Raw genomic sequence first — 15,620 nt, forward strand, 5'->3', positions numbered from 1 at the left:
CTGTAATGGCACAAAAACCGCTTGAAGGAATGCCGCTGGTCCTGATGACCATTGCGCTATCGCTGGCGACGTTCATGCAGGTTCTGGACTCGACCATCGCCAACGTGGCTATCCCCACGATTGCCGGTAATCTGGGGGCGTCGAACTCCCAGGGAACCTGGGTGATCACCTCGTTTGGTGTGGCTAATGCGATCTCGATCCCGCTGACCGGCTGGCTGGCAAAACGCATCGGTGAAGTGAAGCTCTTTACCTGGTCGACCATTCTTTTTGCTATCGCCTCCTGGGCGTGCGGCATGTCAGACAGCCTGGAGATGCTGATATTCTTCCGCGTCATTCAGGGGATCGTCGCGGGTCCCTTGATCCCGCTGTCGCAAAGTCTGCTGCTCAACAACTATCCGCCCGCCAAGCGCAGTGTTGCGCTGTCGCTGTGGGCGATGACGGTGATCGTCGCACCGATCTGTGGTCCGATACTGGGCGGCTGGATCAGCGATAACTATCACTGGGGCTGGATCTTCTTTATCAACGTGCCCATTGGTGTGGCGGTGGTGATACTGACGCTGCAAACCCTGCGTGGCCGGGAAACCAAAACCGAAATCCGGCGGATCGATATGGTCGGGCTGGTGCTGCTGGTGGTGGGGATCGGCTGTTTGCAGGTGATGCTGGATCGCGGAAAGGAGCTCGACTGGTTTAACTCGTCCGAGATCATCGTGCTCGGGGTAGTGGCCGTGATTGCGCTGTCAGTCCTGCTGGTATGGGAGCTGACTGACGATCACCCGATCATTGACCTGTCGCTGTTTAAGTCGCGCAACTTCACCATTGGCTGCCTGTCGATCAGTCTGGCTTATATGCTCTACTTCGGCTCGATTGTTCTGTTGCCGCAGCTGCTGCAGGAGGTCTACGGCTACACCGCAACCTGGGCCGGTCTGGCGTCTGCGCCGGTGGGCATTTTGCCGGTGATCCTGTCGCCGATCATCGGACGCTTTGCCCATAAGCTCGACATGCGACGGCTGGTCACGTTCAGCTTCATTATGTATGCCGTCTGCTTCTACTGGCGCGCGTATACGTTTGAACCGGGAATGGACTTTGGTGCCTCAGCCTGGCCGCAGTTTATTCAGGGCTTTGCCGTGGCCTGCTTCTTTATGCCGCTGACCACCATTACGCTGTCGGGATTGCCGCCGGAGCGCATGGCCGCAGCCTCCAGCCTGTCGAACTTTATGCGTACCTTTGCAGGCTCGGTGGGAACGTCGATTACCACCACTATGTGGAGTAACCGCGAGTCGATGCATCATAGCTACCTGACGGAGTCGATTACCCCTTACAACGTCAATTCGCAGCAGATGTATAGCCAGCTGGAGAGCATGGGGATGACGCAGCAGCAGGCGTCGGCCTGGATCGCGCAGCAGATTACTAACCAGGGACTGATTATTTCAGCGAATGAAATTTTCTGGGCGTCGGCGGGGGTCTTTTTGATTCTGCTGGTGCTGATCTGGTTTGCCCGTCCGCCGTTTAGCGCAGGCGGCGGTGGCGGTGGTGCGCACTGATGTGACAAAGCAAAACGGGCCTTTCGGCCCGTTTTTTTATGCGTTCTGACGCCACCATTCGGCGAGCAGTACGCCGGTTGCGACCGAGACGTTAAGGCTTTCTACGTTGCCGGTGCCGCCAATCGACAGGCTCATGTCACCCTGTTTGAACGCGGTATCAGAGAGACCTTCACGCTCCTGCCCTAACACCAGCACCATTTTCTCGGGCAGCTGAGCCTGCGCCAGCGGCGTGCCCTGATGGCTGGAGGTGGTGACGATGGTGTAACCCGCTTTACGGAACGCTTCCAGACCTTCACTGAAGGTTGCGCCGCTGATGGCCTGCACATGCTCAGCACCGCCTTCTGCGGTACGTACCGCTGCGCCGGACTCCAGCAGTGAGGCGTCGTTCACCAGCAAACCTTTTACGCCAAAGTGCGCGCAGCTGCGCATAATCGCGCCGAGGTTATGCGGGTTGCTGACATCTTCCAGTGCCAGCACGCAATCTTTGGTATTCGCCTGGCTCAGCCATTCAGAAACCGCCATACCCATGCGCTTTTTGATCAGGAAGCAGACGCCACCATGATGCTCAGTGCCTGACGCTTTGGTAATCTCTGCATCTTCCACGACGTGATAGGCTTTGCGGTTAGCCGCCAGCCAGCGCAGCGCTTCGCGGAAACGCGGTGTCACTTCCTGCACGAACCAGGCGCGAACAATCGCTTCAGGACGGCTCTGGAACAGCGCCTGACAGGCGTTCTCACCATAGACGCGCGTCTCTTCGTTACGCTGACGACGGATCTGCTCGGGATCGACGAAGCTCTTGCCGCTGATGCCGCCGTGATCCGGCTTATCGCTTTCGGTTGCCGGACGATCTGCTGATGGCGCGCGTGACACGGTGCGCCACGGGGAATCGCTGCTGCCATAGGCGCCGCGATTATCATCGCCACGATCGTTGCGGCGGCCTGCGCCATCGTCTGAACGGCGTGGAGCGCCACGTCCGCCTTCATCACGACGCGGTGAACTGCTGCGACCGGTGTCGTCGCTGCGACGGCCAGCGGAGCGACCACCTTCCTGACTGCGTTCAGTACGGGGGCCAGACGAACGACGATTATCATCCGAACGGGCAGCAGCGTGACCACCTTTGCCTGTACGAGGATTAGGCGCGCGCGCGCTTTTATCGTCCTCGCCACGCACGTACATCACCTTAACCTTACCGCTCTTGCCTTTAAATTCGTCGTTCATGTCTTCCTCCTGCATTGAGAGCGCGCAGATTACCTGATGTGCTGGCGCTTAGCTATCAACTATTGAACCTATAGAGCAATCCAGATTGAGAGGGAATCCGTCCCCTTTCATAATGAACAATATTTATCAGACTGACACTTTTCAACATCAGAGGTTCCTATGAATACGGTATGCGCTTCCTGTCAGGCAACCAATCGCGTTCCTGAAGAACGCCTTGCCGACGTGGCGAAATGTGGTCGCTGTGGAAATGCGTTATTTGATGGCGAAGTGGTGAATGCCACCAGCGCTAACTTTGACAAATATCTGCAGGACGATCTGCCGGTGGTGATCGATTTCTGGGCGCCCTGGTGTGGTCCCTGTGTCAATTTTGCGCCGGTGTTTAAAGATGTCGCCAGTGAACGCAGCGGTAAAGTCCGCTTTATTAAAGTGAACACCGAAGCGGAGCCGGCCCTGAGCGCCCGTTTCAACATTCGCAGCATCCCGACCATCATGCTGTTTAAGAACGGCGAGCGGGTCGACATGCTGAATGGCGCGATGCCTAAAGCGCCTTTCAATGAATGGCTGGATGAGTCACTTTAATCTTCAGAGGCCAGCCTGGCTGGCCTTTTCCTTTTCGCCTGCGCTTCGATTACACTGACGTTTTTCCTGCCCTGAATACTCATGTCTGATAATGCTGTTTTGCGCTTGCGCACCCAACGCCTGGCCCGATCCACCCGTCCTTTCCTCGCGCGCGGGAATCGGGTCATCCGCTGTCAGGGCTGCCTGCTGCCAGAAGTCAACTGTCTCTGCAGTCAGATCGTACCGCAGTCCGCCCGTAGCCGCTTCTGCCTGGTGATGTTCGATACCGAGCCGATGAAGCCGAGCAACACCGGCCGGCTGATTGCCGATATTCTGCCGGATACCCAGGCTTTTGGCTGGTCACGCACCGAGCCGGATCCGCTGCTGCTGGCGGCGGTGCGCAATCCCGATTATCAGCCGCTGGTGGTTTTCCCGGCCGCTTATGCCGACCCCGGTCGCGAAGTGCTGACAACGCCGCCCGTCAGTGGCAAGCCGCCGCTGTTTATTATGCTGGACGGCACCTGGACCGAAGCCCGCAAAATGTTCCGTAAAAGCCCCTGGCTCGACGCCCTGCCGGTGATGTCGCTGGATGTCAGCACCCCGTCACGCTATACGCTGCGTGAAGCCCACGGCGCAGGTCAGCACTGCACTGCTGAAGTGGCCGCGGCGCTGCTGGCGCAGGCGGGCGATCGGCTGGCGGCTGAGGCGTTATCTCACCATTTTGATCAGTTCCGCGCGGCCTACCTGGCAGGGAAACCGCACCACGCCGGACAGGTTTAATCGCCCAGTCACCTCCTGGCGGGAGCGTCCCTGCGGTGACAGAGATTAAAATCGGAATGCGCAGCCTGCGATCTGCCCGGAAGCACTGCCAGCAAAAAGCGTTTACAATCACGCAAATCCCGAACTCTGGAGAGCGAGATGAGCCAACGCGGACTGGAAGCGCTGTTACGACCTAAATCAATTGCGGTGATTGGTGCCTCGGTCACGCCAGGGCGCGCCGGATACTTTATGATGCGTAACCTGCTGGCGGGCGGTTTTAGCGGCCCGGTGTTGCCGGTGACGCCGAAATATAAAGCGGTCAGCGGCGTACTGGCCTGGCCCACTATCGACAGCTTACCTTTCGCGCCAGACCTGGCAGTGATCTGCACCCATTCAAAACGTAACCTCGAACTGCTGCAACAGCTCGGGGAGAAAGGCTGCAAGGCCTGCATTATTCTCTCTGCACCCGCCAGCCAGTCTGCCGAACTCAAAGCCTGCGCCAGTCAGTGGCAGATACGTCTGCTGGGACCGAACAGTCTTGGCCTGCTGGCCCCCTGGCAGGGATTGAATGCCAGCTTCTCGCCAGTGCCGATAGAGAAAGGCCGTATCGCATTTATCTCCCAGTCCGCCGCCGTATCCAACACCATTCTCGACTGGGCGCAGCAGCGTAATCTCGGATTCTCCTGGTTTATCGCGCTGGGTGACAGTCTGGATACCGATGTCGATGATCTGCTCGACTTCCTGGCTCGCGACGGTAAAACCAGCGCTATCCTGCTCTATCTTGAGCACCTCAGCGATGCGCGTCGTTTTGTTTCTGCCTCACGCAGCGCCTCCCGTAATAAACCGATTCTGGTGATCAAGAGTGGTCGCAGCCGGGAAGCACAGGCGCTGCTGGGCACCCACAGCGGTCTGGACGCCGCCTGGGATGCAGCCATTCAGCGTGCCGGGTTACTGCGGGTGCAGGATACCCATGAGCTCTTCTCCGCCGTTGAGTCGCTGAGTCATATGCGGCCGCTGCGTGGCGACAGGCTGATGATCATCAGTAATGGTGCCGCCCCCGCCGCGCTGGCGCTGGATGAGCTCTATGCCCGCAACGGGAAACTGGCGCAGCTCAGCGAGCAGACGATTCAGCAGCTCGAGGCGCTGTTGCCCGCTGGCGCAGGCCGCGGCAACCCGCTGGATTTAAAAGATGACGCCACAGCAGAACGTTATGCCGCCTGCACAGAGATCCTGCTCGACAGCCATGAACTTGATGCATTGATGATTATTCATGCGCCAAGCGCGGTCGCGCCCGCGACTGAAACGGCCGGACATCTGATCGACACCATCGCCCGTCACCCGCGCGGTAAGCTGGTGACGCTGCTGACCAACTGGAGCGGCGAGTTCTCTTCACAAGCCGCGCGCCGAGCCTTTACGCAGGCGGGGATACCGACCTGGCGCACGCCAGAGGGAACGGTGACCGCCTTTATGCATCAGGTTGAGTACCGCCGTAACCAGAAGCAGCTGCGCGAAACCCCTGCCCTGCCCGCCACCCTGAACCTGGACAGCGCCCATGCACACCAGCTGCTGTCACAGGCGCTGGAGCGCGGTGTTACCGCGCTGGATACCCACGAAGTGCAGCCGGTGTTGCAGGCTTACGGCCTGGCCACGCTGCCGACCTGGATCGCCAGCGACAGTAAGGCGGCAGTGGCGATTGCCGATCAGATTGGCTATCCGGTGGCGCTGAAACTGCGTTCACCCGATATCGCGCATAAATCGGAGGTGCAGGGCGTGATGCTCTACCTGCGTAATGCCAGCGAAGTGGAGCATGCCGCTGAGGCCATTTTTGATCGGGTAAAACAGACGCTGCCGCAGGCACGTATCGAAGGGCTGCTGGTTCAGAGCATGGCGAGTCGTGCAGGCGCACAGGAGCTGCGGGTCGTGGTCGAACAGGATGCCCTGTTTGGCCCGATCATTATGCTGGGGGAAGGCGGCGTTGAATGGCAGGCCGATAAACAGGCTGCCGTTGCCCTTCCCCCGCTGAATATGACGCTGGCACGCTATCTGGTGATTCAGGCGATCAAGAGCGGAAAGATCCGCAGCCGCAGCGCGCTGAATCCGCTGGATATCCCCGGTTTAAGCCAGCTGCTGGTGCAGGTCTCTAACCTGGTGGTGGATTGCCCGGAGATCCAGCGACTGGATATTCATCCGCTGCTGGCGGCGGGCAATGATTTTACCCTGCTGGATGTCACCCTGACGCTGGCTCCGTTCCACGGCGATAACGAAGCACGGCTGGCAATACGTCCTTATCCTCAGCATCTGGAAGAGCAGGTGGAGTTAAAGGATGGGCAATTCTGCCTGTTCCGGCCCATTCTGCCAGAGGATGAGCCCCTGCTGCGCGATTTCATCAGTCAGGTCACCAAAGAAGATCTCTACTACCGCTACTTCAGTGAAATCAGTGAGTTTACTCATGATGATCTCGCCAACATGACCCAGATCGATTATGACCGCGAGATGGCGATTGTGGCGGTACGTCAGCATCAGGGACGCCCCGAGATCATCGGCGTCACCCGCGCTATCTCTGATGCAGATAACATCGATGCGGAGTTTTCGGTGCTGGTCCGTTCCGACCTGAAAGGCTTAGGCATGGGCCGTCGTCTGCTGGAAAAGATGATCCGCTATACCCGGCATCACGGCTTGCAACAATTGAACGGTATCACCATGCCCCATAACCGCGGCATGATTACGCTGGCACGAAAGCTCAACTTTCATGTTGATATTCAACTGGATGACGGTATTGTCAGCCTGAAATTGTCTTTACAGAATGAGATCAACTAACCTTGTAGAGAAAGGTAAAAAACGTTCGAATCGGCGAAGTTGATGTTATTATTTGTGGTTATAACCCTGATTTGATGGCAAAAGGCCATGCAATGAACAGAGAAGAAGTGCACTGCGATGTTGTCTAAATTTAAACGTAACAAACACCAACAACACCTCGCACAGCTGCCGAAACTGTCACAATCCGTTGCGGATGTGTCGACACTTTACTCACCTGCCGAATTTCGCCAGACGTTGCTGGAGAAAATTGCGGCAGCGCAGACTCGCATCTGTATTGTTGCGCTCTATCTGGAAAATGATGACGCCGGACGTGCCGTCATGGATGCGCTTTATAGTGCGAAGCAGGCGCGGCCGGAGCTGGATATCTCGATTCTGGTTGACTGGCACCGTGCGCAGCGTGGGCGAATTGGCGCAGCGCGAGGCGTAACCAATGCCGACTGGTATTGCGAAATGGCGACACGTTATCCGGATATTGCCATCCCGGTTTATGGTATCCCGGTCAATACCCGTGAAGCGCTGGGCGTGCTCCACCTTAAAGGGTTCATTATTGATGATATGCTGCTCTACAGCGGCGCCAGCATCAATGATGTCTACCTGCATCAGCATGATAAGTATCGCTATGACCGTTATCAGGTTATCCGTAATTCCCAGCTGACCAATACTATGTATGACTGGATTACGCTCAATCTGAAGTCAGCGGAAGCGGTAAACCGACTCGATTTTGCTGAGCGCCCCTCAAGTCCTGAAATTAAAAATGAGACACGCCAGTTCCGTCAGGACCTGCGCGGTTTCAATTATCAGTTTGAAGGGAATGCCGGCAACGATGAACTGACGGTCACGCCGCTGGTCGGTCTGGGTAAGCATAGCCTGCTCAATAAAACCATTTTCCACCTGATGCCCTGTGCGGAACAGAAGCTGATCATCTGTACCCCCTACTTCAACATGCCCGCCTTGCTGGTACGTAATATCATTCATCTTCTGCGTCAGGGAAAACAGGTTGAGATCATTGTCGGCGATAAAACAGCCAATGACTTTTATATTGCGCCCGATCAGCCGTTCAAAATCATCGGTGCGCTGCCTTACCTGTATGAAATCAATCTGCGTCGCTTTATGAGTCGTTTGCACTACTACGTTACGACCGATCAGCTGGTCGTGAGACTATGGAAGGATGGCGAGAACAGTTATCACCTTAAAGGAATGTGGGTTGATGACGAATGGCAGCTGATTACCGGTAATAACCTCAATCCACGTGCCTGGCGGCTCGATCTGGAAAATGCGGTGCTGATCCACGATCCTCATCAGGAGTTAGCGGCTCAGCGTGAGAAGGAACTGACGTTAATCCGGCAGAACACGACGGTAGTGACGCATTTCCGTGAGCTTGAGAGTATTGCTGATTACCCGGCCAAGGTACGCAAGCTGATTCGTCGTCTGCGCCGGATACGTATCGATCGCCTGATCAGCCGGATTCTTTAATCACTACGGTCAATAAGGCATCTGCTATGCGAAGTGTGCTGCTTGCTGGGCTGTTGTGTAGTGGATGCGCCCATATGGCGGAAGATCAGTGGACCGGACGAGATAAAGCGGAGCATTTTGTCGCCTCTGCCGTTCTGGCCGCTGCCGGTAGTGAATATGGGCAGCGTCAGCACCATTCTGACCGGCAAAGCCAGACTGTTTTCATTAACGCTGGGGCGGGAAAAGAGTGGTATGACAGCCGCCCGAATGGCAGCGGCTGGAGCTGGAAAGATTTCGCCTCGGATGCCGCCGGTGCTGCCAGCGGCATTGCCCTGTGGAATCTGAGTCAGTAGCTTTCTCTGTTAAAGCTTAATCCCCTTACCGCGCTTGTGCAGCAACAGCGACACCAGAAATGCCACCGCGCCCATCGCTGAAACATACCAGAAGAAAGTCGTCTCAATCCCCTGCTGCTTCATCAGCAACGCAACATACTCTGCCGACCCACCAAAGATCGCATTCGCTACTGCGTAAGATAGCCCTACACCCAGTGCGCGCACCTGTGGCGGAAACATTTCTGCTTTAAGAATGCCACTGATGGCGGTGTAGAAGCTGGTAATCAGCAGCGCCAGCATGATTAACAGGAAAGCCACACCGGGACTTTGCACGTTTTGCAACAGCGTCAGAATGGGGACCGTACAGATGGCCGCGCCCGCGCCAAAAATCATCATTGAGGTGCGACGACCGATTTTATCTGACAGGGCACCGATAATCGGCTGAATCAGCATAAAGACCAGCAGCGCACCGGTCATCAGGCCGCTGGCGGTTTTAGGATCCATACCTGACGTATTAACCAGATACTTCTGCATGTAGGTGGTGAAGGTGTAAAAACTCAGGGAGCCGCCTGCGGTGAAACCCAGCACCATCAGGAAGGGACGAGTATGATTACGCAGTAACCCGATTACGCTACCCGCATCGCGATGTTCGCGGCTCGTCTTATCTGAGGTCTCCTCCAGTGAGCGTCTTAACCATAATGCGACAACGGCGAGGAGTGCGCCGAGGAAGAACGGAATACGCCAGCCCCAGCTTCGCAGTTCTGCATCCGTCAGCAGAAATTGCAGGACCACGACGGTGAGTACCGCCGCTAACTGGCCACCAATCAGCGTGACATACTGGAATGAGGCGTAGAATCCTTTACGTCCTTCCAGAGCCACTTCGCTCATGTAGGTTGCGCTGGTCCCATATTCTCCGCCCACCGATAATCCCTGAAACATACGCGCCAGCAGCAGAATGACGGGCGCAGCCACGCCGATCGTTGCGTAACCGGGTAAGCAGGCGATCACCAGCGAACCAAAACACATCATGCAGACCGAAACCAGCATCGAATTTTTTCGGCCATGTTTGTCGCCGATATAGCCAAACAGCCAGCCGCCAATCGGACGCATTAAAAATCCTGCCGCAAAAACGCCCGCTGTCTGTAACAACTGAGTCGTGGTATCGCCCTGCGGAAAGAAAATGTGGGCAAAATAGAGTGAGAAGAAGGAGTAAACGTAGAAGTCGAACCACTCAACCAGGTTACCCGATGACGCGCCGACGATAGCCCAGATGCGTTTCCTTGTATCATCCGTCTGAGTTTTATTATTTGTGGGTGCCATGCCTTACCTCTGTTCCTTGCTGATCAACAGCGTTTAAAGGAGTGAGTAAAGCATTTAAGTCTACTGAAGGTAAAGGCGGCGTAATCCGAGATTATTATTGTGAGCCATGTCGCTAATTATCGAAAAATCAGCGGGTTGCTGGTCATTCAGAAGTGGAGAATGGGGAGTTAAGAGTGACATACCGCGTGCCTGCAGATCATGTATTCAGCTTAACGTGGCAAAGTGCAGACGTAAAAAAGCCCCGCACTTCCGTGCGGGGCTTCTTCACTTATTTAATGCCTGGCAGTTCCCTACTCTCGCATGGGGAGACCCCACACTACCATCGGCGCTACGGCGTTTCACTTCTGAGTTCGGCATGGGGTCAGGTGGGACCACCGCGCTAAAGCCGCCAGGCAAATCTTGGTGCACGAAACGAATCTTTCACGCCATGACCGCGTTGCCATCGCTCGGCCACACCGGTCACATACTTCAGTATGCTCCCGCTGACGTCCTCGCTCTGCGCCTCGTCACGCCGCAAAATCTTTCGTTTCCGCTAATTTTTATCCGGTACAGGCTGAAAATCGTGTCTCTCAAAAACGCCTCTGGCGTTGTAAGGTTAAGCCTCACGGGTCATTAGTACCGGTTAGCTCAACGCATCGCTGCGCTTACACACCCGGCCTATCAACGTCGTAGTCTTCAACGTCCCTTCAGGACTCTCAAGGAGTCAGGGAGAACTCATCTCGGGGCAAGTTTCGTGCTTAGATGCTTTCAGCACTTATCTTTTCCGCACTTAGCTACCGGGCAATGCCATTGGCATGACAACCCGAACACCAGTGGTGCGTTCACTCCGGTCCTCTCGTACTAGGAGCAACCCCCCTCAATTCTCCAGCGCCCACGGCAGATAGGGACCGAACTGTCTCACGACGTTCTAAACCCAGCTCGCGTACCACTTTAAACGGCGAACAGCCGTACCCTTGGGACCTACTTCAGCCCCAGGATGTGATGAGCCGACATCGAGGTGCCAAACACCGCCGTCGATATGAACTCTTGGGCGGTATCAGCCTGTTATCCCCGGAGTACCTTTTATCCGTTGAGCGATGGCCCTTCCATTCAGAACCACCGGATCACTATGACCTGCTTTCGCACCTGCTCGAGCCGTCACTCTCGCAGTCAAGCCAGCTTATGCCATTGCACTAACCTCACGATGTCCGACCGTGATTAGCTGACCTTCGTGCTCCTCCGTTACTCTTTAGGAGGAGACCGCCCCAGTCAAACTACCCACCAGACACTGTCCGCAGCCCGGATTACGGGCCTACGTTAGAACATCAAACATTAAAGGGTGGTATTTCAAGGTTGGCTCCACGCAGACTGGCGTCCGCGCTTCAAAGCCTCCCACCTATCCTACACATCAAGGCTCAATGTTCAGTGTCAAGCTGTAGTAAAGGTTCACGGGGTCTTTCCGTCTTGCCGCGGGTACACTGCATCTTCACAGCGAGTTCAATTTCACTGAGTCTCGGGTGGAGACAGCCTGGCCATCATTACGCCATTCGTGCAGGTCGGAACTTACCCGACAAGGAATTTCGCTACCTTAGGACCGTTATAGTTACGGCCGCCGTTTACCGGGGCTTCGATCAAGAGCTTCTCCTTGCGGATAACCCCATCAATTAACCTTCCGGCACCGGGCAGGCGTCACACCGTATACGTCCACTTTCGTGTTTGCACAGTGCTGTGTTTTTAATAAACAGTTGCAGCCAGCTGGTATCTTCGACTGGCTTCGGCTCGGGGAGCAGGTCCCTCCACCTACGCGCCAGCGTGCCTTCTCCCGAAGTTACGGCACCATTTTGCCTAGTTCCTTCACCCGAGTTCTCTCAAGCGCCTTGGTATTCTCTACCTGACCACCTGTGTCGGTTTGGGGTACGATTCTGTGTTACCTGATGCTTAGAGGCTTTTCCTGGAAGCTGGGCATTTATCACTTCAGCACCGTAGTGCCTCGTCGTCACGCCTCAGCGTTAATAAGGGACCGGATTTACCTGGACCCTCCGCCTACACGCTTAAACCGGGACAACCGTCGCCCGGCCGATATAGCCTTCTCCGTCCCCCCTTCGCAGTAACACCGAGTACAGGAATATTAACCTGTTTCCCATCGACTACGCCTTTCGGCCTCGCCTTAGGGGTCGACTCACCCTGCTCCGATTAACGTTGAACAGGAACCCTTGGTCTTCCGGCGAGCGGGCTTTTCACCCGCTTTATCGTTACTTATGTCAGCATTCGCACTTCTGATACCTCCAGCATGCCTCACAGCACACCTTCGACGGCTTACAGAACGCTCCCCTACCCAACAACGCCTAAGCGTCGCTGCCGCAGCTTCGGTGCATGGTTTAGCCCCGTTACATCTTCCGCGCAGGCCGACTCGACCAGTGAGCTATTACGCTTTCTTTAAATGATGGCTGCTTCTAAGCCAACATCCTGGCTGTCTGTGCCTTCCCACATCGTTTCCCACTTAACCATGACTTTGGGACCTTAGCTGGCGGTCTGGGTTGTTTCCCTCTTCACGACGGACGTTAGCACCCGCCGTGTGTCTCCCGTGATAACATTCTTCGGTATTCGCAGTTTGCATCGGGTTGGTAAGCCGGGATGGCCCCCTAGCCGAAACAGTGCTCTACCCCCGAAGATGAGTTCACGAGGCGCTACCTAAATAGCTTTCGGGGAGAACCAGCTATCTCCCGGTTTGATTGGCCTTTCACCCCCAGCCACAGGTCATCCGCTAATTTTTCAACATTAGTCGGTTCGGTCCTCCAGTTAGTGTTACCCAACCTTCAACCTGCCCATGGCTAGATCACCGGGTTTCGGGTCTATACCCTGCAACTTAACGCCCAGTTAAGACTCGGTTTCCCTGCGGCTCCCCTATACGGTTAACCTTGCTACAGAATATAAGTCGCTGACCCATTATACAAAAGGTACGCAGTCACCCCCATAAAGAAGGCTCCCACTGCTTGTACGTACACGGTTTCAGGTTCTGTTTCACTCCCCTCGCCGGGGTTCTTTTCGCCTTTCCCTCACGGTACTGGTTCACTATCGGTCAGTCAGGAGTATTTAGCCTTGGAGGATGGTCCCCCCATATTCAGACAGGATACCACGTGTCCCGCCTTACTCATCGAGCTCACAGCTTGTGTGCTTTTGTGTACGGGAGTATCACCCTGTACCCTGCGACTTTCCAGACGCTTCCACTAACACACAAACTGATTCAGGCTCTGGGCTGCTCCCCGTTCGCTCGCCGCTACTGGGGGAATCTCGGTTGATTTCTTTTCCTCGGGGTACTTAGATGTTTCAGTTCCCCCGGTTCGCCTTGCAGCACTATGTATTCATGCTGCAATGATGCACAGAGTGCACCGGGTTTCCCCATTCGGACATCGACGGCTGTAGCGGTTCATATCACCTTACCGTCGCTTTACGCAGATTAGCACGTCCTTCATCGCCTCTGACTGCCTGGGCATCCACCGTGTACGCTTAGTCGCTTAACCTCACAACCCACAGGCGTTTTACAACGCTGCGAATTGCAAGCATTTGAGAGACTCGAACGCATCGCATTGTCATCCCTTATTACGGAGGAATGACGCGCTGCGTCGTTTCAATTTTCAGCTTGTTCCGGATTGTTAAAGAGCATAATACGTCGCAGCACACCGTCGCCGGTATGCTCTGAGGTATTTCAGAAAAAAACAGATAAACGGTATGGTGGAGCTAAGCGGGATCGAACCGCTGACCTCCTGCGTGCAAGGCAGGCGCTCTCCCAGCTGAGCTATAGCCCCATACAGTTACTGCAGAGACCACTACTACCACTCAACCGAGTACACTTCGTGAGAAATGTAATTCGTGCTCAGGCAAGGCATGTTTCCGCGAAGCATAGTGAACTATGCGAGCCGGAGACATAACGCAGCGTGAGTGCGAATTTGGTAGGCCTGAGTGGACTTGAACCACCGACCTCACCCTTATCAGGGGTGCGCTCTAACCACCTGAGCTACAAGCCTGTAGAGGTTTTTTCTGCTCGTTACTTTTTTATCAGACAATCTGTGTGGACACTGCGCGGGAAGGTATCTTCAGGTAAGGAGGTGATCCAACCGCAGGTTCCCCTACGGTTACCTTGTTACGACTTCACCCCAGTCATGAATCACAAAGTGGTAAGCGCCCTCCCGAAGGTTAAGCTACCTACTTCTTTTGCAACCCACTCCCATGGTGTGACGGGCGGTGTGTACAAGGCCCGGGAACGTATTCACCGTGGCATTCTGATCCACGATTACTAGCGATTCCGACTTCACGGAGTCGAGTTGCAGACTCCGATCCGGACTACGACGCACTTTGTGAGGTCCGCTTGCTCTCGCGAGGTCGCTTCTCTTTGTATGCGCCATTGTAGCACGTGTGTAGCCCTACTCGTAAGGGCCATGATGACTTGACGTCATCCCCACCTTCCTCCGGTTTATCACCGGCAGTCTCCTTTGAGTTCCCGACCGAATCGCTGGCAACAAAGGATAAGGGTTGCGCTCGTTGCGGGACTTAACCCAACATTTCACAACACGAGCTGACGACAGCCATGCAGCACCTGTCTCAGCGTTCCCGAAGGCACCAAAGCATCTCTGCTAAGTTCGCTGGATGTCAAGAGTAGGTAAGGTTCTTCGCGTTGCATCGAATTAAACCACATGCTCCACCGCTTGTGCGGGCCCCCGTCAATTCATTTGAGTTTTAACCTTGCGGCCGTACTCCCCAGGCGGTCGACTTAACGCGTTAGCTCCGGAAGCCACTCCTCAAGGGAACAACCTCCAAGTCGACATCGTTTACGGCGTGGACTACCAGGGTATCTAATCCTGTTTGCTCCCCACGCTTTCGCACCTGAGCGTCAGTCTTTGTCCAGGGGGCCGCCTTCGCCACCGGTATTCCTCCAGATCTCTACGCATTTCACCGCTACACCTGGAATTCTACCCCCCTCTACAAGACTCAAGCCTGCCAGTTTCAAATGCAGTTCCCAGGTTAAGCCCGGGGATTTCACATCTGACTTAACAGACCGCCTGCGTGCGCTTTACGCCCAGTAATTCCGATTAACGCTTGCACCCTCCGTATTACCGCGGCTGCTGGCACGGAGTTAGCCGGTGCTTCTTCTGCGGGTAACGTCAATCGACAGGGTTATTAACCCCATCGCCTTCCTCCCCGCTGAAAGTACTTTACAACCCGAAGGCCTTCTTCATACACGCGGCATGGCTGCATCAGGCTTGCGCCCATTGTGCAATATTCCCCACTGCTGCCTCCCGTAGGAGTCTGGACCGTGTCTCAGTTCCAGTGTGGCTGGTCATCCTCTCAGACCAGCTAGGGATCGTCGCCTAGGTGGGCCATTACCCCGCCTACTAGCTAATCCCATCTGGGTTCATCCGATAGTGAGAGGCCCGAAGGTCCCCCTCTTTGGTCTTGCGACGTTATGCGGTATTAGCCACCGTTTCCAGTGGTTATCCCCCTCTATCGGGCAGATCCCCAGACATTACTCACCCGTCCGCCACTCGTCACCCGAGAGCAAGCTCTCTGTGCTACCGTCCGACTTGCATGTGTTAGGCCTGCCGCCAGCGTTCAATCTGAGCCATGATCAAACTCTTCAATTTAAGTT

At 55.5% G+C, this 15,620-nt stretch carries 8 protein-coding genes, 2 tRNA genes and 3 rRNA genes; 6 read left to right on the forward strand and 7 right to left on the reverse strand.

Features of this window, described 5'->3' with window-relative positions; translation table 11 throughout:
* The first annotated feature begins 5 nt into the window (after positions 1-5).
* A complete protein-coding gene (emrB, locus tag ACMGGP_RS13415) occupies positions 6-1,541 on the forward strand; it encodes a multidrug efflux MFS transporter permease subunit EmrB (RefSeq protein WP_010257793.1) in 1,536 nt (511 codons plus the stop codon).
* A gap of 36 nt (positions 1,542-1,577) precedes the next feature.
* On the opposite strand, the gene ACMGGP_RS13420 is transcribed toward emrB, so the two are convergent.
* Positions 1,578-2,759: a tRNA/rRNA methyltransferase gene (locus ACMGGP_RS13420; RefSeq protein WP_010672152.1), complete on the reverse strand. Its 1,182-nt coding sequence runs from the start codon at positions 2,757-2,759 to the stop codon at positions 1,578-1,580.
* A gap of 159 nt (positions 2,760-2,918) precedes the next feature.
* Between ACMGGP_RS13420 and trxC the strand changes: the two genes are divergently transcribed.
* From trxC to ACMGGP_RS13445, 5 genes are all read left to right on the forward strand, one after another.
* Complete coding sequence (gene trxC, locus ACMGGP_RS13425; protein WP_010257800.1) at positions 2,919-3,338, forward strand: thioredoxin TrxC; 420 nt, start codon at positions 2,919-2,921, stop codon at positions 3,336-3,338.
* Between the two features lie 81 nt (positions 3,339-3,419).
* Complete coding sequence (locus tag ACMGGP_RS13430; protein ID WP_022624064.1) at positions 3,420-4,097, forward strand: tRNA-uridine aminocarboxypropyltransferase; 678 nt, start codon at positions 3,420-3,422, stop codon at positions 4,095-4,097.
* 138 nt (positions 4,098-4,235) lie between these two features.
* Entirely contained in the window at positions 4,236-6,893 is a 2,658-nt protein-coding gene (locus tag ACMGGP_RS13435) for a bifunctional acetate--CoA ligase family protein/GNAT family N-acetyltransferase (protein WP_124890284.1), read from the forward strand.
* A 117-nt stretch (positions 6,894-7,010) separates the two neighbouring features.
* On the forward strand, positions 7,011-8,366 hold the full coding sequence (gene pssA / locus ACMGGP_RS13440) for a CDP-diacylglycerol--serine O-phosphatidyltransferase (RefSeq protein WP_031594660.1): 1,356 nt from the start codon (positions 7,011-7,013) through the stop codon (positions 8,364-8,366).
* A gap of 26 nt (positions 8,367-8,392) precedes the next feature.
* Entirely contained in the window at positions 8,393-8,698 is a 306-nt protein-coding gene (locus tag ACMGGP_RS13445) for a YfiM family lipoprotein (RefSeq protein ID WP_346554542.1), read from the forward strand.
* 9 nt (positions 8,699-8,707) lie between these two features.
* Here the strand turns inward: ACMGGP_RS13445 and ACMGGP_RS13450 are convergent, their stop codons facing one another.
* The 6 genes from ACMGGP_RS13450 to ACMGGP_RS13475 form a co-directional block, all read right to left on the reverse strand.
* Entirely contained in the window at positions 8,708-9,997 is a 1,290-nt protein-coding gene (locus ACMGGP_RS13450; protein ID WP_346461799.1) for an MFS family transporter, read from the reverse strand.
* A gap of 277 nt (positions 9,998-10,274) precedes the next feature.
* Positions 10,275-10,390, reverse strand: a 5S ribosomal RNA gene (gene rrf / locus ACMGGP_RS13455).
* A 198-nt stretch (positions 10,391-10,588) separates the two neighbouring features.
* Positions 10,589-13,497, reverse strand: a 23S ribosomal RNA gene (locus ACMGGP_RS13460).
* Between the two features lie 209 nt (positions 13,498-13,706).
* Positions 13,707-13,782 (reverse strand) — tRNA-Ala (locus ACMGGP_RS13465).
* Between the two features lie 142 nt (positions 13,783-13,924).
* Positions 13,925-14,001 (reverse strand) — tRNA-Ile (locus ACMGGP_RS13470).
* A 74-nt stretch (positions 14,002-14,075) separates the two neighbouring features.
* A 16S ribosomal RNA gene (locus ACMGGP_RS13475) occupies positions 14,076-15,615 on the reverse strand.
* The 16S, 23S and 5S rRNA genes sit together here with 2 tRNA genes alongside, the layout of an rRNA operon.
* Positions 15,616-15,620: the final 5 nt, after the last annotated feature.

The sequence above is a fragment of the Curtobacterium sp. BNK-1 genome (assembly GCF_048685235.1).
In the GTDB taxonomy this organism is placed as follows: Bacteria; Pseudomonadota; Gammaproteobacteria; order Enterobacterales; family Enterobacteriaceae; genus Pantoea; species Pantoea agglomerans.